Below are 23569 nucleotides of genomic sequence, written 5' to 3' on the forward strand. Positions count from 1 at the left end.
TCCTCGCCCTCAGCCCCGGCGGCCCTGCTGCGGCACCGCGTCCGTGCGGGTGCCCGGCACGGACGGCGTCCGATGACGCGGGGCGATCTCTATCAACATGTGCTGCACCTCGTGCTCGCCTTCCTGGACCGGCAGGACGCGCACCATCCGCAGCGCCCGGTCGACCTCGCCCGCGATCCTCATCAGGCTGAGCAGGTCGCCCCGGCTGGAGAAGTGCAGCAGCACCGAGCCGTTCGGGGTGAGCCAGGACGGGGCCTCGGCCAGGAAGCGGCGGTGGGCCGCGTACCCGGCGTCCACGTAGGCCCGCTCGTGCGGGTGCTCGTACGCGTAGTCCTCGGGGGCCAGCACGTAGTTGGAACTCCAGAAGATGGTGTCGAAACGCTCGCCCGGCTCCAGCGCGTCGAACAGGTCGCTGTGCACCGCGTCGACCTTGTGGCCGACCCCGTGGCGCACCGCGTTCAGCTGCGCGTTCTCGGCGGCGAGCGGGTTGATGTCGGAGGCGACCACCCGCTCGCTGCCGGCCAGGGCCGCGGTCACCGCGATCACCCCGGTGCCGCAGCCGATCTCCAGCACGGAACCGTGCGTACGGGCGTCCGGCGAGGCCAGACCCAGCAGGTCCAGCGCGATCCCGGTGGACGGCGAGTCGGTCGGCGCGAACACCCCCGGCAGCTGGTCCCACTCGCGGCCCTGCATGGTGAACACCGACGCACCGTCCCGCCGCATCCGCGAGAGGCGGCTCCGCTCGAGCGAACGGCGGTAGTCCATCACGTCCTGCATTGCTGCTCTCCCCAGAAGCTCTGCACAGGCCGGCTGCCTGACGTCTCGTTAGTGGCTCAAGCCTCACTCAAGGCCCATGCGCACCGGAAGGTGATCGGGCAACACACCCGGCGACCGCCATCGGTGGCCGGGACACCGGTGGGCCGACCACACGGCGCGCCACCTCCTTGACCAAAGCTTGACGAAGCCGTACACCTGCGCATACCGTCCGATCGCAGACTGTCACGTAGGCTTGATCGACCTTGATCAACTCAGCAGGCGGGCGCCGGGGGGTGCCAGGGGGGGAAGGGGACAGTGGTGGGTCGGCTGGCGGACTCCGTCGCCTTCAGCGTCCTGGAACTGCTGGCGAGCGAGGCACCGCTCGCCAGGTTCGAGGAGCTCCTGGAGGAGGCCCGCCGCACCTGCGGCAGCAGCGAGGAGGAGCTGGAGTCGGTCGGCCGGCTCCGCGAGCTCGGGCTGTCGATCCGCTCCCAGTCCAAGCGCCGCCAGCAGCGCGAGGCCGGCCTGTCCGCCCTGGTGGACACCGCCCGCGACCTGGCGATGCCCTACGACCTGGACTCCCTGCTCAAGGTCATCACCCGCCGCGCCCGGCTGCTGCTGGGCGTCGACATGTCGTACATCAGCCTGCCCGACGAGGAGCAGGGCTACGTGTACGTCCGCACCTCCGACGGGCACACCTCGACCCTGAGCGTCGGCCTCAAGCTGCCGCAGGGCTCCGGGCTCGGCTCCGACGTGCTGGCCAACCCCTCCCCGTTCTGGACCCCGGACTACCTGGCGGACCAGCGGATCAACCACAGCCCGGTGATCGACGAGGTGGTCCGGGCCGAGGGCCTGCACGCCATCATGGCCGTGCCGCTCAGCCATCGCACCCGCCCGTTCGGCGTGCTGTACATCGCCGACCGCAGCGTCCGCTACTTCACCTCGGACGAGATCGCGCTGATGACCTCGCTGGGCGACCTCGCGGGCGTGGCGATCGAGAAGGCCAAGCTGCTGGAGGAGGCCGGCGCCACCGTCTCGCGGCTGGAGCTGGACACCTCCCGGGCCGAGGCCGGCCTCCAGGAGGTCCGCGAACTCGCCGACGCCCAGCAGGTCCTGCTCGACCTGGCGCTGTCCGGCACCGACCCGCACGCGCTGATCAGAGAGGCCGGCCGGCTGCTCGCCTCGGGCCTGCGGATCTACGCCTCGGACGGCACCGTGCTCAGCTCGGCCGGCGAGCTGCCCGACCTGGACGAGTCGACCGTGGTGGCCGCCGCGATGGACGCCCACACGGTCCGCCTGCCGGTCCCGCTTCCGGACAACCTCTGGGCGGCCGCGGTCCGGGCCGGCTCCACGCACCTGGGCACCCTGATGCTGCGCCCGTCCGCGGCGCACGCCGCGCACGCCGACCGGGTCGCCCAGCTGATCGCCCAGGCCGTCGCCGTCCCGCTGCTGCTGGACAGCAGCCGGGCCGCCACCGCGCTCGGCCACGTCCGGGACGAGCTGCTCGACGAGCTGCTCGCCACCCCGCAGAGACCGCCGCAGCAGCTCGCCATGCGGGCGCAGCGGATCGGCATCGACCTCTCCCGCCCGCACGTGCTGGTGATAGCCCGGCCCGAGGGCGACTCCCAGGGCAAGGCGGCCACCTGGGCCTCGCTGTACGCGCACCGGATGAGCGGCCTGAAGCGGGTCGACAACGGCCGCGCCGTCCTGCTGCTGCCCGGCACCGACCCGGGCGCGGCCGCCCGCGCGGTCTCCGAGGAGCTCACGCCACTGCTCGGCACCCCGGTCACGGTCAGCTCGGCCGGCCCGGCCAGCGACCCCGTGTCGGTGTTCCACGCCCACCAGGAGGCGCTGCGCTGCCTGGACGCGATGACCTCGCTCGGCTCGACCGGACGCGCCGCCTCGGCCCGCGAACTCGGCTTCATCGGCGTGCTGCTGTCCGACAACCACGACGTCGACGGCTTCATCGACTCCACCATCGGCCCGGTCCTCGACTACGACCAGCAGCGGTTCACCGAGCTGGCCCGCACCCTGGGCGCCTACTTCGAGACCGGCAACAGCCCGACCTACGCGGCCCAGAAGCTGCACGTGCACACCAACACGGTGGCCCGCCGCCTGGAGCGGATCAGCGAGCTGCTCGGCCCCGAGTGGCAGAAGCCCGAGCGCGCCTTCGAGATCCAGCTCGCGCTGCGGCTGTCCCGGGTGCGCCGGCAGCTGCTCGACCGCACCGGCGAAGGCCCGGCCGCCGCGCCGGCCGAGGAGTCCTGACCTCACGTCAGGACGCCTGGCCGAAACGGGCGTCCGGCATCGCACCCCGCCCGAGCGCCACCACCGCGTGCGCGGCCGAGGCCAGCGACATGTGCCGGTGCCAGCCGCTGAACGAGCGCCCGGCGAAGTCCCGCACCCCGACCCGGTCGGCGATCTGGACGAAGTCCCGGTCCACCCGGTCGACCAGCCGACCGAGCCGCAGCAGGCCGGACAGCTGCAGGTCGACCAGGTCGGTCAGCCACAGCTCGCTCGGCCAGCGCCGCCCGGGCACTCCGACACCCACCAGCATCAGCTCGTCGCCGCGCAGGCCGGGTATCGTCCGGGCGCTCTGACCGGGCACCCGCACCTTCACCGCGGCGACCAGGCTGGTGCGCACCGCACCGGTGTGGCCGGACCACACCAGCGGGCGGCGCAGGTCCCGCGCGGCACCCATCACCTGGAACGCCGGGGTCGGCTCGACCGGCCGGCCGGCGATCGGGGTGGCGGGCAGCAGCGGGAAGGACCCGCTGATCCGGGCCAGCAGCGGCACCCGCTCCGAGCGGAGCCGGCGCACGGTGCGCAGCGCGTCGGCGTCCCGGGCGTCCAGCACCACCGGGCGGGTGGGCAGGCCCCAGCGGGCGGGCAGGCCGAGCACGGCCTCCAGCCCGCAGTCGGCCACCGTCTCGGCGTCGACCTCGTCGGGGATCAGCGCCTGGCTGCGCCGCGGCTCGCTGTCCAGCCAGGTCTGCGGCAGGTGCAGCCGCCAGTTGATCGGGCAGCTGAAGCTCTCGGAGGCGGCCCACACCCCGACCGCCTGCTGGGCGTTGAGCACCTGCCCGAGGGCGGGGATGAAGCGGCGGTCCACGCCGACCGAGTGGTCGCCGGCCTTGGGGATGACCATCGGGCGCAGCACGTACGCCTGCGGCGGGGCGATCCGGGCCAGGTGCTGGGCGAGGGCCTGGCGGACCGGTCCCCAGTCCCAGGTGGAGCTGGTGATGAAGTGGTGCAGGCTCTGCTCGGCCGCCTGGCCGCCGACCACGGTGGCGATGTTGCGGATCGACTTGCGGCCCTGGGCCCCGAGCAGGCCGCGCAGGTACTGCGCGCCCTTGTGGCGCTGGTCGCTCCGGGGCAGGGAGGCGAACAGGACGGAGCACAGCTCCGACAGCAGGACGTCGTGGGTGTGGGAGTGGTCCGGGGCCGGTGCGTGGCCCGGGGCCTGAACCTCCCGGGAGTACAGGGTGAGACCGCTCATGGGAACCCCTCGGCTGATTGGTGGGCTGGTGCGGCGATTCCCAACGCTAGGAATTCCGGGCCCGCTCGCTAAGGTGCGCAGCTCACCCGTCTCGGCCCTCCGACGGGTGTCCGACCACACCCCCCTGGTCGGGCGGCCCGGTGTTCCGGGGTTCCCGGCCGGATCGGGTGTGGCCCAGCCACCACTGCCCGGGGACGCCGCGAGGCCCCCGCCGGAGCGGGGGCCTCGCGTGGGGGGACGGGCGGGTCAGGCGGTGAAGTCCGCGGCGTGGTCCTTCGCCCACTCGGCGAAGGTCCGGGCCGGGCGGCCGGTGATCTTCTCGACGTTGTCGGTCAGGTGGCTCGGGACGTTGTCGGTGCCGGCCCAGTAGCCGACCACGGCGTCCATCACCCAGATCGGCACGATCGGGGAGAGCGCCTCGCGGGCCTCGGCGTCGGTCAGCTCGACGTACTCCAGCGGGCGGCCGAGCACCTCGGAGAGGATCTCCAGCTGGCGGCGCTGGGTGATCGACTCCGGGCCGCTGATGAAGTACGCCTGGTTCTCGTGGCCCGGCCGGGTGAGGGCGGCGACCGCGACGGCGGCGATGTCCTTCTCGTGGATGGCGTCGCTGTGCGACTCCGGGTACGGGAAGCGGACCAGGCCCTCGGACTTGATCGACTCCGGCCAGCCCCACATCAGGATGTTGGTGGCGAAGTTGTGCGGCCGCACGAAGGTGTAGGCGATGCCGGAGGCGGCGATCGCGTCCTCCACCGTGCGGTGCATGACGGTGATCGGCTCCTGCACCGGGAAGGCGTCCACCACGGTCTGCGAGGAGAGCAGCACCACGTGCTCAACGCCGGTGGCCTTCGCGGCCTCCAGGAAGGTCTCGATGCCCTGCGGCACCGCGTACAGGAAGACCTTGGCGACGCCGTTCAGCGCCTCCTTCAGGCTCACCCCGTCCGTCAGGTCGGCCTTGACCACCTCGACGGCGGCCGGCAGGGACAGCTTCTCGGGGTTGCGGGCGCCGGCCCGCACCTCGGCGCCGGCCTCCAGCAGCTGCTCGACGACCGAGGCGCCGACCTGGCCGCCCGCGCCGATGACCAGGATCTTGCTCATGGGAGCTCTCTCTTTCGTGTGACGGTGGATCAGACGGACTGCTTGGCGCGCGGCTTGGAGAAGCGGCGGACGATCGGGGTCTCGACCAGGCGGTACAGCGCCCAGGAGAGCAGCACGGTGGCGACGGCCGAGCCGAGCAGCAGGCCGACGCCCTCGACGGTGGAGAACATCCGGGCGCCGAGCAGGCTGCGCAGGTACGCCAGCACGATGAAGTGCAGCAGGTAGAAGGCGAAGGAGATCTCGCCGAGCCAGGTCATCGCCCGGTTGCGGAACAGGGTGAAGCGGCCCTCGTTGTCGGCGATCGCGGCGGCGGCAATCAGCAGCGCGATCGGCACGATGGTCATCACGCGCTGGCCGTACAGGTACGGGACGTAGTTGGTGGCGACGTAGCCGGCCACCAGCAGCAGGGACGACCAGACCATGCCGATGTTGCGCCAGCGGCCGTTGCGGACGGCGTACGCCACCAGCATGCCGAGCGCGAAGTCCATCATCCGCACCGGCGGCAGCACGTAGGTGACCCAGTACTGCAGGACCGAGCTCTGCAGACCGCCGGGGACGGCCGGCGTGTCGGGGAGCAGGGCGTAGGCGAGCGCCGGGGTGGCGATGATGCCGGCCACCATGCCGAGCACCCAGTACTTGAGCTGCTGGGCCGGGATCTTCTTGAAGCCGCGGTGCAGCAGCGGGAAGGCCAGGTAGAAGATCGCCTCGGCGCCCAGCGACCAGCTCGGCGGGTTGACGCTGAAGTAGGTGTTGAAGTCGGGTATCCACACCTGGAGCATCAGCAGGTTGGCCAGTGCGGTGCGCAGCGGCGTGTACGCGGAGGCGAAGAGCGCCATCGCCAGCGCCCAGGTGACCACGTAGTTCGGGTAGATCTTCACCAGGCGGCGGCGCCAGAACCCGGTGGTGGTGTCGCTGTCCCGGGCGGACCAGGTCAGCACGAAGCCGCTGAGCACGAAGAAGAACGAGACGCCGAGGCCGCCGGCCTGGCCGGCCAGGTCGACGAACCTGAACTCGGTGGCGTCGTCCCCGAAGAAGCGCAGCGAGGGGATCGGCAGCGCCGCGTGGTAGGCGAACACGGCGAGCGCGGCGGGGAAGCGCAGGCCGGTCAGCGAGGGAAGTCTGGTGGTGAACGGGCGCTGCGGCTGCGCGGGCGCCGTCTCGACCGCCGGCTGGGGCCGGGCGACGATTTGATCGGTGGCCATGGTTTCCGTCCTTGGGGTGTGGTGGCGACGGGAAACAAGTACCGGCCGCCGGGCGCGGTCCGCGCGCTGCCGACCGGCACTGCGTCAAGTCGAACCCCTGTCCCATCCGGCCGTCCGGGGTAAGGGAGTTGACGAACGATGCGGCGTTTTCGGCGCGTCCGCCCGGCGGTGCCGCAGGATCGGGAGCATGCGCGCAGCCTTCATCGAGCAGCTCGGCCCTCCGCAGAACATCCGCTTCGGCGAGGTGCCCTCCCCCGTCCCCGGACCGACCGACGTCCTGGTGGACGTCATCGCGGTGTCGGCCAACCCGGTGGACACCTTCGTCCGCTCCGGTGTGTTCCGGACACCGGTGGAGTTCCCCTTCGTGGTGGGCCGGGACCTGGTCGGTACCGTCGCCGCCGCGGGCCCCGGCGCACCGGGCTTCGCGGTCGGCGACCGGGTCTGGTGCAACAGCCTCGGCCACGGCGGCCGGCAGGGCGCCGCCGCCGAGCAGGCGGTGGTCGCCGCCGACCGGCTCTACCACCTGCCCGAGGGCGTGGACGAGGACGAGGCGGTGGCCACCGTGCACCCGGCGGCCACCGCGTACCTGGGCCTGTTCACCCACGGCGCCCTGCGCGCCGGGGAGACCGTGCTGGTGGCCGGCGCCGCCGGGAACGTCGGCTCGGCGCTGGTGGTGCTGGCCGCCGCGGCCGGCGCCCGGGTGGTCGCCACCGCCCGCGCCGAGGACGCCGAGTACTGCCGGGCCCTGGGCGCGGCCGAGGTGCTCGACTACCGCGACCCCGAGCTGCCCGCGCGGCTCGCCGCCGCCTGTCCCGGCGGGGTCGACCTCCACCTGGACACCTCCGGCTCCAACGACCTGGCCGCCGCGGTCGAGCTGCTCGCCCCGCGCGGGCGGATCGTGCTGCTGGCCGGCGCCCGCTCCGCCCCGGTGCTGCCGGCCGGCCGGCTGTACATGAAGGACGGCTCGGTCCGCGGCTTCGTCATCTCGCACGCCACCACCGCCGAGCTCGCCGAGGCCGCCGCCGCGATCAACCGCGCGCTGCCCACCGGAAAGCTCCGCCCCCGCGCGCTGACCCGCCTCCCGCTCTCCGCCACCGCCGACGTCCACCGGGCGCTGGAGAACGGCGAGCTGAACGGCAGGCGGGTCGTCCTGCGCCCCGATCTGTAGGGGGTGTCTCTCGGGCCACGCCGGGCGGTCGCCGCCGGGGCACGCACCTCGACGGCTTCTCGTCGGTCGCAGATGCTCCGCATCAACTTCCTCCTCGGCACCGCCGATGCACGCACCTCAACGACGCCCACTCATCCGACGTGACCCGAGAGACACCCCCTGACCCCGCCCCTCACCACGGAAAGGCACCCTCCGATGACCACGACCGCCGACGCCGACCAGGCGTCCGGACGGCGCCGCGCGGGCCTCACCCTGGCCCTGCTGGCGTTCGCCCAGCTGATCGTCTCGATCGACTACAACATCGTCTACGTCGCTCTGCCCGAGATCGGCAGCGGCCTCGGCTTCTCCGCGCAGAACCTGCAGTGGGTGGTCAGCGCCTACGCGGTCGCCTTCGGCGGCTTCCTGCTGTTCGGCGGCCGCGCCTCGGACCTGTTCGGCCGCCGCCGGATGTTCGTCCTGGGCCTGTCGCTGTACGCCGTCTCCTCGCTGGTCGGCGGCCTGGCCACCGGCCCCGGCCTGCTGATCGCCGCCCGCGCGGTGCAGGGCCTGGGCGGCGCCTTCCTCTTCCCGGCCACTCTCGCCCTGGTGGTGACCGGCTTCGCCGAGGGCCGCGAGCGCAACCGCGCGCTGTCGGTCTGGGCCGCCGCCGGCGCCTCCGGCATGATCATCGGCTCGCTGCTCGGCGGCGTGCTCACCGAGGCCTTCGGCTGGCAGGCGGTGTTCTACGTCAACGTGCCGCTGGCCGGCGGCGCCGCGCTGCTCGCCTTCACCCTGATCACCGCGGACGGCCCGCGCGAGCAGGGCCGCGCCTTCGACCTGCCGGGCGCGCTGACCGCCACCGCCGGCGCCACCCTGGTGGTCTTCACCCTGGTGCAGGCCCCGACCTCCGGCTGGACCTCCCCGCTGATCCTCACCACCGCGGCCGTCGGCCTCGCCCTGGTCGCCGCCTTCCTGGCGATCGAGGCCCGCACCGCCGACCCTCTGATGCCACTGCGGCTGTTCCGCAACCGCAACCTCTCCACCGGCGTGGTGGTCACCTTCCTCTTCATGGCCACCTTCGGCACCCTGCTGTACTTCCTCACCGTCTACTTCCAGAACGTGCACGGATACTCCGCGATGGAGACCGGCACCGCGTTCCTGATCCCGATGGTCTGCGGCTTCCTCGGCTCGATGCTGGGCGGCCGGATCGCCACCCGCTTCGGCGTCCGCACCACCCTGATCGGCTCCTTCGTGCTCGGCGGCGCCGGCACCGCCGCGATGGCGCTCACCATGACCACCGACGGCAGCTACGCCGCGCTGCTGCCCGGCCTGGTGGTGCTGAGCCTGTGCCAGGGCGTCATCTTCACCACGATGTTCGCCGCCGCCTCCACCGGAGTCCACCCTTACGAGCAGGGCATCGCCTCGGGCATCGTCTCCACCGGCCAGCAGGTCGGCAGCGCGGTGGGCCTGGCGGTGCTGGTCGCCGTCGCCAACGCCGGCACCGCCGGGCTGAGCGGCGAGGAGCTGCGCTCGGCCACCACCGACGGGCTGCGCACCGCCGTCCTGGTCGCCACCGCCGGGATCGCCGTCCTGGTGCTGGTCGCGCTGAGCTTCGAGCGCACCCCGAAGCAGCAGCCCGCCGAGGCGCCCGCCGACTCCGCGGCCGACCTGACACTCTCCGCGTCCTGAGCCTGCGTCCGGACGGCACCGCCGTTTTGATAGAACCGACACCACAGAAGGAGCGAAACCCCATGCCTACCGTTTCCGCAGGCACCGCCACCGTGTCCTACCAGGTGGCCGGATCGGGCCCGGGCCTGGTCTTCGTCCACGGCACCGGCTTCGGTGCCCAGGGCACCTTCGGCCACCTGGTCGAGCAGTTCACGGCCGACCGCACCGTCGTGCTGCCCGACTTCGCCGGCTGCGGCGAGACCGTCGACGACGGCGGCGAGCTGACCGTCGAGATCCTCGCCGAGCAGATCATCGCGGTGATCGAGGCCCAGGGCGGGCCGGTCGACCTGGTCGGCTTCTCGCTCGGCGCGGTGGTCTCCGCGACCGTCGCGGCGCTGCGCCCGGACCTGGTCCGCCGCCTGGTGCTGACCGCCGGCTGGGCCCGCCCGGACGACGCGTACCTCTCCACCCACATGACCACCTGGGCCGCGCTCAAGGACGACCCGGAGAGCTTCGGCCGCTTCGGCACGCTCACCGCGTTCAGCCGCGACTTCATGAACGCCATCGGCCCCGAGGTGCTGGCCGGCATCATGGCCGGCAACCAGCCGACCGAGGGTGCGCTGCGCCACATCGCGGTCAACCTGCGCACCGACATCCGCGAGCTGCTGCCGCAGATCACCGCCGAGACCCTGGTGATCGGCTGCACCAAGGACGGCACCGTGCCGTTCGGCCTCACCCGCGAGCTGGCCGACGGCATCGCCGGCGCCCGCTTCGAGGAGCTGGAGAGCGGCCACGTGGTCGTCTTCGAGAAGACCGACGAGTTCGTCGGGCTGGTCCGGAAGTTCACCGCCTGACCTGCCGCGATGCCCCGGGCCGTGCGCGGCCCGGGGCTCCGGTCGTCCCGGTCACGCAGCGGGTTGGTAGGTTCTCCAACCGTCACTGCTGTCTCGATCGGGGGGATCCCTCAGCATGAACATCCGTCAACTCGGCGCCACCGCAACGCTGCTCGCCGTCGCGCTGACCGCCACCGCCTGTGGCCCGGACGACACCCCGTCCACCACCGGCACCAAGACCACCCAGGCCGCCCCGCCGCCCGCCGCCTCCTCCGCGGCCTCCGCCGGCACTGCAGCGCCCAAGTCCGCCGGCGCCTCGCCCGCCGCATCCGCTTTCGCCTTCGCAGGTGAGGCCGTCAGCCCGGCCGAGGAAGCAGCGTTCGAGAAGGCCAGCATGGACGTGAAGGGCTGCACGGAGTACTACCGGACGCGCTCCGTCCTCGTGGTCAACTCCACGGCCCCGGGACAGATCAACGGCGCCAAGAAGAAGGTCACCTGCTCCCCGTACGGGCGGCAGCTGGACATCGGCCCCGAAACCGCGTTCAAGGTCGCGGCCAACGCCTCGATCATCGTGTTCGCCAAGTCCATCAGCCGGGAGTACCCGCGGTACGAGGCGAAGAAAGTCGCCTTCGCGGAGTTCGCGCGGGCGAACAAGCTCTGCCACGACTTCCCCGAGCCCGACGGCCGACCGGCCGGCCTGGAGTGCGGGGCGATCTTCATCTACACCACCGACGCGAGCGGCGTGATCACCTCGATGCACGAGACCTGGGAGATCGTGGACTGACACCGAGGGCGGGGCCCCGCACCGGGGCCCCGCCCTCCCGCTACATCCCGTTCTTGCGGATGGGCGTGTACCGGTCGAAGTCGGAGGTGTCGACCTTTCGGGACACACAGCCCTGGCTGCCGCTGTCCTCCAGAATGATCATCTCGGTGTGGCTCGCATTCGCCCAGCCGCCGAACAGCACGACGTGCTGCGAGCCGCCGTTCTGGTGGATCACCATCGCGTCGCCCGGAAGCATCGAGTCCCGCGGGATGTGGTGGGCGATCCCGGCGGACTCGCTGATCAGCGGGCCGGTCGAGGTGCCGCCGCCCGCCGGGTTCAGGCCCCACGCGGCGGAGACGAACCCGGAGCAGTCCACCCGGTACCCGTTGGTGATCGCACCCTGGCTGTAGCCCAGCTTGCGGTCCACCCGCTCCATGGCCCGCTCGACCATCGCCCGGCGCTCGTCGGAGACGCCCTCCAGCTTCGGCTGGGCCAGCGGCCCGGCGCCGTGGCCGTTGGTCGGATGCGCGTGGCTGTGCGAGTTGGCGGGCCAGTCCTCCCAGTTCCGACCGTTGATGTGGGTCTGCCACTCGCCGGTGGAGCGGTCCTTGATCTTCGGGCCGTCGTGCTTGCCGCCGGGCCGGAGGGTGACGCCCGAGCCGTCGTTGCCGCTGGTGTCGTGGCCGCCGTGGTCCTTGGGCGACTGCGGGGTCTGGTGCTGGCCGCCGCCACCGTTGTTGCCACCGCCGTTGTCGCCGCCGCCATGGTTGCCGCCGGCGGAGTCGATGCCGGTCTGCGGGGGCTTGGGCTTCTCCTGGCCCTGGTGCTGGCCGCCCACCTCCTCGGCGATCCTCTTCTCGGCGGCCTGGTACTCGGCGATCACCCGCTGGATCTTCTCCAGGTCCTGGGCGAGGCCCTTGGTCAGCTCCTCCTTGGTCGCCTGGAGATGGTCCGCCTTGGACTCGACCGCCTTGACGCTCTGCACCACGTCGGTGACGACCGAGGCGAAGCCCAGGATGCCGGAGAACTGGCTGGACCAAACGTCCGCCGCCGCCGCGGTGGCCACCACCTGCTTGATGTGGCCGACCTGCTCGGTCATCTTCGCCATCCGCTCGGCGAGCGTCCGGAAGTCCCGCTGGATCTTCTGCAACTCGGCTATCTGGTAGCCGAACTGATCTGCCATCTGATGTTCCCTCCCCCGTGGACCCGGCCGGCTCAGAGCACGTCGGCCAGGCGCTTGACCGCCTGGCTCAGCTCCGACAGCTCGTCGGCCACACCGTTCAGCTGCTTGATCCGGCCCTGGGCGTGCGCGGTGAACGCGTCCGACGCCGGACCGTGCCAGGTCAGCGAGGACAGCGTCTGGCCGACCTCCTTGCCGAGCCCCTCGACCTGCCGGCCGAGCTCGGCCAGCTCCCCGGCGATCTTGTTCAGCTCCGCGTCCGGATCGCCGAACATCTTGCCCAGCGCCCAGTGCGCGATCTCCGACGGCGCCATGACGATGTCCTCGCCGAGCTGCACCACATCCCCGGCCAGGTTCTTGAGGTCGCCCAGGATCCCCATGATCACTCCCCCGACTGATCCGAACAGACAATCAAACAGGCTATCCCACCGCCGTAGGTAGGACTCCTGTTCTGTGACACTGGAAGGGCTCGAAAACCGAGGTGCGCCCGGGGCACACCTCCTTGCAACCTAGAGGGATGCCCGCAGTGAGTTCTCCCGTCGACCAGCAGCCCGTCCCCACCCTCGCGGAGCTGGCCGCCCGGCTGCCCGAACTGATGCTGCGCGACCAGCAGCGGATCGGCCGCCGGCTGGACGGCAGCCGCCGGGTCCGCAACCCCGAGGCCCGTACGAAGATCGCCACCGAGCTGGCCGCCGAGGTCGCCCGGGCCGAGCTGCGGGTCGAGCAGCGCCGCGCCGCCGTCCCGGAGATCCGCTACCCGGCCGAGCTCCCGGTCAGCCAGAAGAAGGACGAGATCCTCGCCGCGATCCGCGACCACCAGGTGGTGATCGTGGCCGGTGAGACCGGCTCCGGCAAGACCACCCAGATCCCGAAGATCTGCCTGGAGCTGGGCCGCGGTGTCCGCGGCCTGGTCGGGCACACCCAGCCCCGCCGGATCGCGGCCCGCACGGTCGCCGACCGGGTCGCCGAGGAGCTGGACACCCCGCTCGGCGAGGCGGTCGGCTGGAAGGTCCGCTTCACCGACCAGGTCGGCCCGGACACCCTGGTCAAGCTGATGACCGACGGCATCCTGCTCGCCGAGATCCAGACCGACCGCGAGCTGCGCCAGTACGACACCCTGATCATCGACGAGGCGCACGAGCGCAGCCTCAACATCGACTTCCTGCTCGGCTACCTCAAGCAGCTGCTGCCCCGGCGGCCCGACCTCAAGGTCGTGATCACCTCCGCCACCATCGACCCGGAGCGCTTCGCCGAGCACTTCGGCGACGCCCCGATCGTCGAGGTGTCGGGCCGCACCTATCCGGTCGAGGTCCGCTACCGGCCGCTGCTGGACGACGACGCCACCGAAGAGGAAGAGGTCGACCGCGACCGGGACCAGATCCAGGGGATCTGCGACGCGGTCGAGGAGCTGCAGGCCGAGGGCCCCGGCGACATCCTGGTCTTCCTCTCCGGCGAGCGCGAGATCCGCGACACCGCCGACGCGCTGACCAAAATGAAACTGAAGTTCACCGAGGTACTGCCGCTCTACGCCCGGCTCTCCTCCGCCGAGCAGCACCGGGTCTTCCAGCGCTCCAACTCCCGCCGGATCGTCCTGGCGACCAACGTCGCCGAGACCTCGCTGACCGTGCCGGGCATCAAGTACGTGATCGACCCGGGCACCGCCCGGATCTCGCGCTACAGCCACCGCACCAAGGTCCAGCGCCTGCCGATCGAGGCGGTCAGCCAGGCCAGCGCCAACCAGCGCAAGGGCCGCTGCGGCCGGACCAGCGACGGCATCTGCATCCGGCTGTACTCGGAGGAGGACTTCCTCTCCCGTCCCGAGTTCACCGACGCGGAGATCCTGCGCACCAACCTGGCGTCCGTCATCCTCCAGATGACCGCCGCCGGCCTCGGCGACATCGCGGCCTTCCCGTTCCTGGACCCGCCGGACTCCCGCAACATCCGCGACGGCGTGCACCTGCTGCACGAGCTCGGCGCCCTCGACCCGGAGGAGAAGGACCACCGCAAGCGGCTCACCCCGCTCGGCCGCCGGCTCGCCCAGCTCCCGGTCGACCCCCGGATGGCCCGGATGGTCCTGGAGGCGGACCGGCTCGGCTGCGTCCGGGACGTGATGGTGATCGCCGCCGCGCTCTCCATCCAGGACCCGCGCGAGCGCCCCGCGGAGAAGCGCCAGGCCGCCGACGACCGGCACCGCCGGTTCAACAGCGAGACCTCGGACTTCCTCGCCTTCCTGGCGATGTGGCGGTACGTCCGCGAGCAGCAGAAGGAGCTCTCCTCCTCGGCCTTCCGCCGGATGTGCAAGTCGGAGTTCCTGAACTACCTGCGGATACGGGAGTGGCAGGACGTCTACACCCAGCTGCGCACGGTCGCCAAGCAGCTGGGCGTCACCATCGACGAGCCGAGGGACGACGCCGAGCCGGACGCCGACCGGATCCACCAGGCGCTGCTCTCCGGCCTGCTCTCCCACATCGGCCTGTTCGACGTGGAGAAGCGCGAGTACGCCGGCGCCCGGGGCGCCCGGTTCGCGGTCTTCCCGGGCTCGGGCCTGTTCAAGAAGCCGCCGCGCTGGGTGATGTCCGCCGAGCTGGTGGAGACCTCCCGGCTGTGGGCCCGGATCAACGCCAAGATCGAGCCGGAGTGGGTGGAGCCGCTGGCCGGCCACCTGATCAAGCGCACCTACAGCGAGCCGCACTGGGAGAAGAAGGCCGGCGCCGTGATGGCGTTCGAGAAGGTCACCCTGTACGGGATGCCGGTGGTGGCCCAGCGCAAGGTGAACTACGGCCGGATCGACCCGGAGCTGTGCCGGGAGCTGTTCATCCGCAACGCCCTGGTGGAGGGCGACTGGGAGACCCACCACAAGTTCTTCGGCGAGAACCGTCGGCTGCTCTCCGAGGTCGAGGAGCTGGAGAACCGGGCCCGCCGCCGGGACATCATGGTGGACGACCAGACCCTGTTCGACTTCTACGACTCCCGCCTGCCGGAGGAGATCGTCTCCACCCGGCACTTCGACTCCTGGTGGAAGAAGGCCCGGCACGACCAGCCGGACCTGCTGAACTTCGAGAAGTCGATGCTGATCAACGAGTCGGCCGACGGGGTCACCGAGGCGGACTACCCGGACCACTGGCAGCAGGGCAAGCTGCGCTTCCAGCTGACGTACCAGTTCGAGCCGGGCAGCGACGCGGACGGCGTGACCGTCCACATCCCGCTGCCGGTGCTCAACCAGGTCACCTCGGAGGGCTTCGACTGGCAGATCCCGGGCCTGCGGGAGGAGCTGGTGACCGCCTACATCCGGGCACTGCCCAAGGCGGTCCGCCGCAACTTCGTCCCGGCCCCGGACCACGCCCGGGCCGCGCTGCGCGAGATGAAGGACCGCCAGGAGCCGCTGCTGCCGACCCTGGAGCGGGTGCTGCACCGGATGTCGGGCATCCCGATCCCGCCGGAGGCGTGGGACGACGAGCGCGTCCCGGAGCACCTCAAGGTGACCTTCCGGGTGGTGGACGGCAAGAAGAGGCTGGCCGAGTCCAAGGACCTGGAGGAGCTGCGCCGCAAGCTCCAGCCCCAGCTCTCCGAGACGCTCTCCTCGGCCGCCTCCGGCCGCGGCATCGAGCGGACCGGGCTGAGCGCCTGGCCGGCCGACCTGCCGCTGCTGCAGCGCACCTTCGAGCAGCGCTCCCGGGGCCACTCGCTGCGCGCCTACCCGGCGCTGGTGGACCAGCGGGACGCGGTGGCGATCAAGCTGTTCGACACCCCGGAGGCCCAGCAGGAGGCGATGTGGGCGGGCACCCGCCGGCTGCTGATGCTCCAGGTCAACTCGCCCGCCAAGTCGATCCAGGGCCGCCTGGGCAACCAGGCGAAGCTGGCCCTCTCGTACAACCCGCACGGCTCGATCCCGGCCCTCTTCGAGGACATCGTGTCGGCGGCCACCGACCGGCTGATGACGCTGCACGGCGGCCCGGCCTGGGACCAGGACAGCTTCACCAAGCTGTACGACCAGGTCCGCGCCGACCTGTACGAGCTGTCGGCGGACACCACCCTGAAGACCGCGACCGCGCTGATCGCCTTCCACAAGGCGTCCACCCGGTTGAAGTCGGTCTCCAGCCCGGTGCTGCTGACCGCGGTGAACGACGTCAAGCTGCACCTCACCTCGCTGGTGCACGCCGGCTTCGTCACCGGGACGGGCTGGCAGCGGCTGCCCGACCTCAAGCGCTACCTGCTGGCGGTGGACCGGCGCCTGGAGGCGCTGCCCAACCACCCGCAGCGCGACCTGCAGCACCTGCAGAAGGTCCAGGCGGTGCAGCAGGCGTACGGCGAGCTGCTCGCCCGGGTGCCGGCCGGCCGGGAGCCGTCCCCGGAGGTCCGGGCGATCCGCTGGATGATCGAGGAGCTGCGGGTGAGCTTCTTCGCCCAGGGGCTGGGCACGCCGAGCCCGGTCTCGGAGAAGCGGATCCTCAAGGCGATGGACGCGGCCGCGGCCACTCTCTGACCGCCCGCCCGACCCCCCGGACCGGACCCCCGGCACCCGGTTTTACCTGGGGGGTCGGGATGCAGTACGATCTGTCTTGTTCGCAGGCGAGAGCAGGCGGACAAGGATCAGATCACTGGTCCCGTGGAGCAGTTGGTTAGCTCGCCACCCTGTCAAGGTGGAGGTCGCGGGTTCAAGTCCCGTCGGGATCGCAGTACAGGGGAAGGCCCGGAGCCGAAAGGTTCCGGGCCTTCTTCGTTGTCGCTGACGGTCGGTCAGCTTCTACCCACACGTGCACCGGATCGCAAGATCACGAATATGTGACGGTCGTCACTTATCTTTTCCTGGGGCGGGTCATCACACGGCATCCCCGGAAGACCCACAATTTAATATATAAAATTGTACCGCTATTCACTGTAATTCCCCCCACCCCCACGAGCCCTCCTGGAATCCCGGATTCCGGCATGCCGAAGGGGCCGCGCCCCCGACCCGGCGGAGTCAGGGATGCGGCCCCTTCAGAGAAAGCCTTAAGCGTCAGACCTCGGTGCGCTGGGCCGGAATACCGGCCAGCAGGGCGCGCACCTCCGCCTCGCGGTAGCGGCGGTGGCCGCCGAGGGTCCGGATGGACGTGAGCTTGCCTGCCTTGGCCCAGCGGGTCACCGTCTTGGGGTCCACGCGGAACATGGTGGCGACCTCTGCCGGCGTCAGCAGGGGCTCAGCGTCAGGGGTACGAGCGGTCATGAGCGGCCTCCTCGGGAGAACCGAACCAGGGCGGTTCTATCCTTCAAATTCTGCACCTTGACCCGCGATGCCCGAAATGGCACAGACGGGCCGAGTCGGTTATAGGACGAACGGCTTGTCCTGGTGTCTACAACTACACCATCCGTCCAGAGCCAACGACCAAACCGTCAAAATTGACCCCTCACGGGTTCAAGAGCGACGGATGGCCATGGACCATCCCATAACGGACAGTCACACGGTGATGACATCCGGTTACGGATCCCGAACTCGCTCCACCTGAGTGAACTTGGGCTGGTTGTCCCATTTTGGCACATAGGGGTGACTTCGCGTCAACGGTGAGTAGTGTCACGTTCGGGACCTATTGACCCGAACCGGGACCATGGTCCCGAACATCGCGGGGAAGGTACAGACCATCCTCACCCCTCGCACTGACATTCGGCCAGCACATCTTTCTGACCCCGCATCAGGCCAGCTCAGAGGCCCCGCCCGGCGGGTCGCTCAGCTCGCCTGGCGCAGTGCCAGCAGCTTCCGCCACCGCCCGGTCAGCGACTCGTACGCACGCAGCGCCTCGGCGCCGTCGCCGGCCCGCAGCGCGCCCAGGCCGTCCGCCAGCTCGGCCACCGAGCGCTCGCCCGCCAGCCGGTCGCCCAGCAGGTGCACCAGGCCGCCGTAGTCCAGCTCGACCAGCGAGCGGGGGTGGAACTCCTCCAGCCAGCGCCCGACCCGCTCGGCGCCCCGCACCAGCGGGCCGCGCGGCACCTGCTCCTTGAGCACCCGGTAGCCGCGCGCCACCCGGCGGCGCGCCTGCACCATCGGCGTCAGGTAGAACAGCGCCGGCGCGGTGGGCGGCTCCCCCTCCCCCTGCTCCCCCTGCGGCACGTACCGGCGGTCCTCCTCGCCGAACGGCAGGAACCAGCCCACCGGGACCTCCCAGCGGCTGGAGAGGATCCACGGCCGGGCGTCCGGGTGGTCGGCCCGCCAGGCCTGCCGGTCGGCCTCCGCGGCGGCCCGCACGGCCGGCGGCAGCACGGTGTCCAGCAGGTGCGCGGGAAGCTCCTGGTGCAGCTCCTCCAGCGCCTGCCAGCTGCGCAGCCGGGTGGTCCGCGGGCAGACGTACAGGGTGCCCTCCAGCAGCCGCACGAAGGCCTGCTCGCTCTCCTGCTCGGGCAGGGCCCGCGGGGTGCGGGCCAGCAGCTCGGCGAGGGCCTCCCGCTGCTCGGCCAGCGCGGCCCCGGCGACCGGCTCCCGGTCCTCGGCGTCCGGGCCCCGCTCGGCGGCATAGGCCTGCCAGTGCGAGCGCTCCGGCTCCGGCCAGGCGCTCAGCGGCTCGTAGACGCGCAGGTGGGCGGAGTAGGGCGGCTGCACCGACGTACGCACAACGGTCACGTTCGGCATCGTCGCACGCACGGCGGGCGAGCGGGGAGGGGTACCGCCGCGGCGATTCGGTCGTTATGTCTCAGGGACCGTCAGGAGGCAGCGAGGCTCGAGGTCCCCGGACTAGGCTTCGAGGCAGACGCCCGCACCACAGCCGCGGGCCATTCATTACTGGAGTCACCACCGTGACCGACGTACACACCGCTTCTGCCACCGTGCCCGCACCCGGGGTGCTCGGCAGGATCTTCGGTACCGACCCGCAGGGCACGCCCGGCGACGGCCACGAGCAGGTCGTCCTCTGCCACGACCGTGCCAGCGGCCTCAAGGCGATCATCGCCATCCACTCGACCGCCCTCGGCCCGGCCCTCGGCGGCACCCGCTTCTTCCCGTACGCGACCGAGGAGGAGGCGCTCCAGGACGCGCTGAACCTCTCGCGCGGCATGAGCTACAAGAACGCCCTCGCCGGTCTCGACCTCGGCGGCGGCAAGGCCGTGATCATCGGCGACCCGAACAAGGACAAGAACGAGGCGATGCTCCGCGCGTACGGCCGCTTCGTCGAGTCGCTGCGCGGCCGCTACATCACCGCCTGCGACGTGGGCACCTACGTGCAGGACATGGACGTGGTGGCCCGCGAGACCCAGTTCGTGACCGGCCGCTCGCCGGAGCACGGCGGCGCCGGCGACTCCTCGATCCTGACCGCCTTCGGCGTCTTCCAGGGCATGCGCGCCTCCGCGCAGGCCCGCTGGGGCCAGCCCACCCTGCGCGGCAGGCGGGTCGGCGTGGCCGGCGTCGGCAAGGTCGGCCACTACCTGGTCGGCCACCTGGTCGCCGACGGCGCCACCGTGGTGATCACCGACGTCTCCGAGGCGGCGATCAACCGGGTCAAGGCCGCCCACCCCGAGGTCGAGGTCGCGGCCGACACCGCCGCCCTGCTGCAGGCCTCGCTGGACGTCTACGCCCCCTGCGCCCTCGGCGGCGCGCTGGACGACCACACCGTCGGGGCGCTCGGCGCGGCCGGCACCTCGATCGTCTGCGGCGCGGCCAACAACCAGCTGGCGCACACCGGCGTGGAGAAGGACCTGGCGGACCGCGGCATCCTCTACGCGCCCGACTACCTGGTGAACTCCGGCGGCGTCATCCAGGTCGCCGACGAGATCGAGGGCTTCAACTTCGAGCGCGCCAAGAACAAGGCGACGAAGATCTTCGACACCACGCTGGAGATCTTCACCCGGGCCGCGGCCGACGGCGTGCCGCCGGCGGTGGCCGCTGACCGGCTCGCCGAGAAGCGGATGCGCGAGATCAGCGCGCTCCGTTCGGTGCTGCTGCCGACCGCCCGCCGGGCCTGACCCTCCGCGAGGGGACGGACACCCTCCGCCCCCTCGCATCACGATGTGGAACCGGATTCTCAGTTCGTCGCCCGATCGGGCGATCCGGCGCCCTCCTTCGGGGGATAATCTCTGCAGGAACGACGGGCCCGGCAAAGCTCCGGGCAGCCTGCGAAAGCCCCATATTCCCCTTGTGACCAGGGCAGACCTGGCTCGGGGGGGCGACTGTGCGCGCCACGTCACACTCGCGACGTACCGTCCGGCGGCGGAAACAGGTACCGTTAATGCTCCAAGGGACGGTTCTCCCACTTCGGGCAGGGCCGGACCTGATCATCACCACGTGTCAGACTCGGGGCCGTGAGCCCCATCGTTGAGGGGGTCGACCCATGGGGCGCGGCCGGGCCAAGGCCAAGCAGACGAAGGTCGCCCGCGAGCTGAAGTACAACAGCGGCGGGTTCGACGCCAATCGTCTGTCTCATGAGCTGGGCGTATCTCCGTCCACCGCGATCGAGCCGGAGCCGATCGAGGACGAGGACGAGGACGACCCCTACGCGGCGTACGCGAATCTGTACGACGACGACGAGGACGACGGCGAGGACGCCGACAGCGACTCCTCGCGCCGTCGCGCCTGACAGCTCGACCGGAGACCGGTTCGGCACCCCTGGGTGCCGGACCGGTCTTCGGCGTATCCGCTGACGGGCCGGAATCAGAGCGCGAAGCCCTCGTACGCGTTGTAGAGCGCCGAGCCGCCGTCGTGCTCGTCCGTGCGGTCCACGACGTCGCCGAGCAGCCACGCCTCGACGCCGCGGTCCTCCAGGACCGACATCACCACGTCGACCGACTCCGGCGGGACCACGGCCACCATGCCGACGCCCATGTTCAGCGTCTTCTCGATCTCCAGGGTCTGCATCGAGCCGACCTTGGCCACGGTCTGGAAGACCGGCAGCGGGGTCCAGGTGCCGCGGTCCAGGCGGGCGTGCAGGCCGGCCGGGATCACCCGGGCCAGGTTGGCCGCCAGGCCGCCGCCGGTGACGTGCGAGAAGGCGTGGATCTCGGTGGCCCGGGTGAGGGCCAGGCAGTCCAGCGAGTAGATCCGGGTCGGCTCCAGCAGCTCCTCGCCGAGGGTGCGGCCGAACTCCTCCACCTTGCGGTCCAGCGACCAGCCGGCCTGGTTCAGCAGCACGTGCCGGACCAGCGAGTAGCCGTTGGAGTGCAGGCCGCTGGCGGCCATCGCGATCACCACGTCGCCGGCCCGGACGCGGTCGGCGCCCAGCAGCGCGTCCGCCTCCACCACACCGGTGCCCGCGCCCGCGACGTCGTACTCGTCCGGGCCCAGCAGGCCCGGGTGCTCCGCCGTCTCGCCGCCGACCAGCGCGCAGCCGGCCAGCGTGCAGCCCTCGGCGATGCCCTTGACGATCGCCGCGACCCGCTCCGGCACGACCTTGCCGACGCAGATGTAGTCGGTCATGAACAGCGGCTCGGCGCCGCACACCACCAGGTCGTCGACGACCATGCCGACCAGGTCGTGGCCGATGGTGTCGTGCTTGTCCATCGCCTGGGCGATGGCCACCTTGGTGCCCACGCCGTCGGTGGCGGTGGCCAGCAGCGGACGCTCGTAGCGCTTGAAGGCCGAGGCGTCGAAGAGCCCGGCGAACCCGCCGAGACCGCCGACCACCTCGGGGCGGTCCGCCTTCTTCACCCACTGCTTCATGAGCTCGACGGCCCGGTCGCCCGCCTCGATGTCGACACCCGCGGCGGCGTAGGTCGCCCCGCTCTCGTTGCTGGTCACTTTCGTGAGCCCTTTCGCGATCGGGATGGAACAGACAGGGGCGCGAGGCTCGTCGATTGGCCTCGCGCCCCCAGGTACTGCATCGTGCTTACGGGCGTCGCAGCGCGTCCGCCGCGCCCGCGCCGCCCAGCAGGGACTGGACGCCGTCCAGGTCACTGGTGGGCTTGCCGCCGCGGACGGAGGGCTTGGCCTGGCCGCCGGCGATCTCGGCCTCCAGCAGCAGCTTGCCGAGCAGGGCCGGGTCGGGCAGCTCCATCGGGTACTCCCCGTCGAAGCAGGCCCGGCACAGCTTGTCCTTGGGCTGCGCGGTGGCCTCGATCATGCCGTCGATCGAGATGTACGCCAGCGAGTCGGCGCCGAGCGTGCGGCCGATCTCCTCGATGGTCATGCCGTTGGCGATCAGCTCCGCGCGGGTGGCGAAGTCGATGCCGAAGAAGCAGGGCCACTTCACCGGCGGCGAGGAGATCCGGATGTGGACCTCGGCCGCGCCGGCCTCGCGGAGCATCTTGACCAGCGCGCGCTGGGTGTTGCCGCGGACGATCGAGTCGTCCACGACGACCAGCCGCTTGCCCGCGATGACTTCCTTGAGCGGGTTGAGCTTGAGCCGGATGCCGAGCTGCCGGATGGTCTGGCTGGGCTGGATGAAGGTGCGGCCGACGTAGGCGTTCTTCACCAGGCCGGAGCCGTACGGGATGCCGCTGGCCTCGGCGTAGCCGATCGCAGCGGGGGTGCCGGACTCCGGGGTCGCTATCACCAGGTCGGCCTCGACGGGCGCCTCCTTGGCGAGGCGGCGGCCCATCTCGACGCGCGAGAGGTGCACGTTGCGGCCGGCGATGCTGGTGTCCGGGCGGGCGAGGTAGACGTACTCGAAGACGCAGCCCTTGGGCTTGGCCTCGGCGAAGCGCGAGGTGCGCAGGCCGTTCTCGTCGATGGCGATGAGCTCGCCGGGTTCGACCTCGCGGATGAAGGAGGCGCCGCAGATGTCGAGCGCCGCCGTCTCGGAGGCGACCACCCAGCCGCGCTCCAGGCGGCCCAGGACCAGCGGGCGGATGCCCTGCGGGTCGCGGGCGGCGTACAGGGTGTGCTCGTCCATGAAGACGAGCGAGAAGGCGCCGCGAACCTTGGGCAGGATCTGCCGGGCGGTCTCCTCGATGGACAGGTCCGGGTGGCCGGCGAGCAGCGCGGTCACCAGGTCGGTGTCGTTGGTCGCCGCGGTCCGGCCGGAGCGCGAGATGTGCTCCTCACCGGGCAGCTCGGCGACCATCGCCGCCAGTTCGGCGGTGTTGACCAGGTTTCCGTTGTGGCCGAGGGCCAGCGAACCGTGTGCGGTCGCCCGGAAGGTCGGCTGGGCGTTCTCCCAGACCGAGGAACCTGTTGTCGAGTAGCGGGCATGTCCTACGGCGATATGCCCGTGCAACGACCCCAGGGCGGTCTCGTCGAAGACCTGGGAGACGAGCCCCATGTCTTTGAAGACCAGAATCTGGGAGCCGTTGCTCACTGCGATGCCCGCGGATTCCTGTCCGCGGTGCTGCAGGGCATAGAGGCCGAAGTACGAGAGCTTCGCGACCTCCTCGCCGGGAGCCCAGACCCCGAAGACGCCGCAAGCGTCCTGGGGGCCCTTCTCGCCGGGAAGAAGATCGTGGTTGAGTCGTCCGTCACCGCGTGGCACGTCTTCGAGTCTAGGGCAGGTCGCTCCGCCACCCCGAAAGGGCGGTCGACGGACGCGCGTAGAGTC

18 protein-coding genes and 1 tRNA gene are annotated in these 23569 nt (G+C 71.2%); 9 read left to right on the forward strand and 10 right to left on the reverse strand.

From position 1 onward, the window contains the following. Window positions 1-9: 9 nt before the first annotated feature. Window positions 10-777, reverse strand: coding sequence for a methyltransferase (locus ACGFX4_RS08320; RefSeq protein WP_393071188.1), 768 nt, complete (start codon window positions 775-777; stop codon window positions 10-12). A 297-nt stretch (window positions 778-1074) separates the two neighbouring features. Between ACGFX4_RS08320 and ACGFX4_RS08325 the strand changes: the two genes are divergently transcribed. Next, the gene (locus ACGFX4_RS08325) at window positions 1075-3024 is read left to right on the forward strand and encodes a helix-turn-helix domain-containing protein (RefSeq protein WP_393071189.1); all 1950 of its coding nucleotides are present in this window, start codon (window positions 1075-1077) and stop codon (window positions 3022-3024) included. Window positions 3025-3031: 7 nt separating this feature from the next. Here ACGFX4_RS08325 and ACGFX4_RS08330 read toward each other — a convergent pair whose 3' ends face one another. The 3 genes from ACGFX4_RS08330 to ACGFX4_RS08340 all read right to left on the reverse strand — a co-directional run bounded on the left by ACGFX4_RS08330 (window position 3032) and on the right by ACGFX4_RS08340 (window position 6552). Continuing rightward, complete coding sequence (locus ACGFX4_RS08330; RefSeq protein WP_393071190.1) at window positions 3032-4255, reverse strand: IS701 family transposase; 1224 nt, start codon at window positions 4253-4255, stop codon at window positions 3032-3034. 246 nt (window positions 4256-4501) lie between these two features. Further along, window positions 4502-5350: an NAD(P)H-binding protein gene (locus ACGFX4_RS08335; protein ID WP_393071191.1), complete on the reverse strand. Its 849-nt coding sequence runs from the start codon at window positions 5348-5350 to the stop codon at window positions 4502-4504. Window positions 5351-5379: 29 nt separating this feature from the next. Beyond that, window positions 5380-6552 carry an acyltransferase family protein gene (locus ACGFX4_RS08340; protein ID WP_393071192.1) on the reverse strand — a complete coding sequence of 391 codons (1173 nt, stop codon included), beginning with the start codon at window positions 6550-6552 and terminating at the stop codon, window positions 5380-5382. A 187-nt stretch (window positions 6553-6739) separates the two neighbouring features. On the opposite strand from ACGFX4_RS08340, the gene ACGFX4_RS08345 reads away from it, so the two are divergent. From ACGFX4_RS08345 to ACGFX4_RS08360, 4 genes are all read left to right on the forward strand, one after another. Then, complete coding sequence (locus ACGFX4_RS08345; RefSeq protein ID WP_393071193.1) at window positions 6740-7720, forward strand: NADPH:quinone reductase; 981 nt, start codon at window positions 6740-6742, stop codon at window positions 7718-7720. Between the two features lie 195 nt (window positions 7721-7915). Further along, on the forward strand, window positions 7916-9388 hold the full coding sequence (locus ACGFX4_RS08350) for an MFS transporter (protein WP_393071194.1): 1473 nt from the start codon (window positions 7916-7918) through the stop codon (window positions 9386-9388). Window positions 9389-9450: 62 nt separating this feature from the next. Then, window positions 9451-10221, forward strand: coding sequence for an alpha/beta fold hydrolase (locus tag ACGFX4_RS08355; RefSeq protein WP_393071195.1), 771 nt, complete (start codon window positions 9451-9453; stop codon window positions 10219-10221). Window positions 10222-10336: 115 nt separating this feature from the next. Further along, window positions 10337-10984: a hypothetical protein gene (locus ACGFX4_RS08360; protein WP_393071196.1), complete on the forward strand. Its 648-nt coding sequence runs from the start codon at window positions 10337-10339 to the stop codon at window positions 10982-10984. A 40-nt stretch (window positions 10985-11024) separates the two neighbouring features. Here the strand turns inward: ACGFX4_RS08360 and ACGFX4_RS08365 are convergent, their stop codons facing one another. Next, window positions 11025-12146 carry a hypothetical protein gene (locus tag ACGFX4_RS08365; protein WP_393071197.1) on the reverse strand — a complete coding sequence of 374 codons (1122 nt, stop codon included), beginning with the start codon at window positions 12144-12146 and terminating at the stop codon, window positions 11025-11027. Window positions 12147-12178: 32 nt separating this feature from the next. Beyond that, the gene (locus ACGFX4_RS08370) at window positions 12179-12523 is read right to left on the reverse strand and encodes a hypothetical protein (protein WP_393071198.1); all 345 of its coding nucleotides are present in this window, start codon (window positions 12521-12523) and stop codon (window positions 12179-12181) included. Window positions 12524-12660: 137 nt separating this feature from the next. Between ACGFX4_RS08370 and hrpA the strand changes: the two genes are divergently transcribed. Beyond that, entirely contained in the window at window positions 12661-16626 is a 3966-nt protein-coding gene (hrpA, locus tag ACGFX4_RS08375) for an ATP-dependent RNA helicase HrpA (RefSeq protein ID WP_393071199.1), read from the forward strand. 117 nt (window positions 16627-16743) lie between these two features. After that, window positions 16744-16817, forward strand: a tRNA-Asp gene (locus tag ACGFX4_RS08380). Between the two features lie 322 nt (window positions 16818-17139). On the opposite strand, the gene bldC is transcribed toward ACGFX4_RS08380, so the two are convergent. Both bldC and ACGFX4_RS08390 read right to left on the reverse strand, forming a co-directional pair. Next, window positions 17140-17346: a developmental transcriptional regulator BldC gene (bldC, locus tag ACGFX4_RS08385; RefSeq protein WP_030459248.1), complete on the reverse strand. Its 207-nt coding sequence runs from the start codon at window positions 17344-17346 to the stop codon at window positions 17140-17142. Between the two features lie 498 nt (window positions 17347-17844). Next, window positions 17845-18741, reverse strand: coding sequence for a hypothetical protein (locus tag ACGFX4_RS08390; protein ID WP_393071200.1), 897 nt, complete (start codon window positions 18739-18741; stop codon window positions 17845-17847). Window positions 18742-18905: 164 nt separating this feature from the next. On the opposite strand from ACGFX4_RS08390, the gene ACGFX4_RS08395 reads away from it, so the two are divergent. Beyond that, a complete protein-coding gene (locus tag ACGFX4_RS08395; RefSeq protein WP_393071201.1) occupies window positions 18906-20066 on the forward strand; it encodes a Glu/Leu/Phe/Val dehydrogenase dimerization domain-containing protein in 1161 nt (386 codons plus the stop codon). 365 nt (window positions 20067-20431) lie between these two features. Continuing rightward, a complete protein-coding gene (locus ACGFX4_RS08400) occupies window positions 20432-20677 on the forward strand; it encodes a DUF3073 domain-containing protein (protein WP_393071202.1) in 246 nt (81 codons plus the stop codon). A 74-nt stretch (window positions 20678-20751) separates the two neighbouring features. Here ACGFX4_RS08400 and purM read toward each other — a convergent pair whose 3' ends face one another. Together purM and purF are read right to left on the reverse strand one after the other, a co-directional pair. Beyond that, window positions 20752-21834 carry a phosphoribosylformylglycinamidine cyclo-ligase gene (gene purM / locus ACGFX4_RS08405; RefSeq protein ID WP_393071203.1) on the reverse strand — a complete coding sequence of 361 codons (1083 nt, stop codon included), beginning with the start codon at window positions 21832-21834 and terminating at the stop codon, window positions 20752-20754. 88 nt (window positions 21835-21922) lie between these two features. Next, window positions 21923-23503 (reverse strand): amidophosphoribosyltransferase, encoded by a 1581-nt coding sequence (gene purF, locus ACGFX4_RS08410; protein WP_393071204.1) that lies wholly within the window; start codon window positions 23501-23503, stop codon window positions 21923-21925. Window positions 23504-23569: the final 66 nt, after the last annotated feature.

This window comes from Kitasatospora sp. NPDC048365 (assembly GCF_043200835.1).
GTDB classification, from domain to species: Bacteria; Actinomycetota; Actinomycetes; order Streptomycetales; family Streptomycetaceae; genus Kitasatospora; species Kitasatospora terrestris.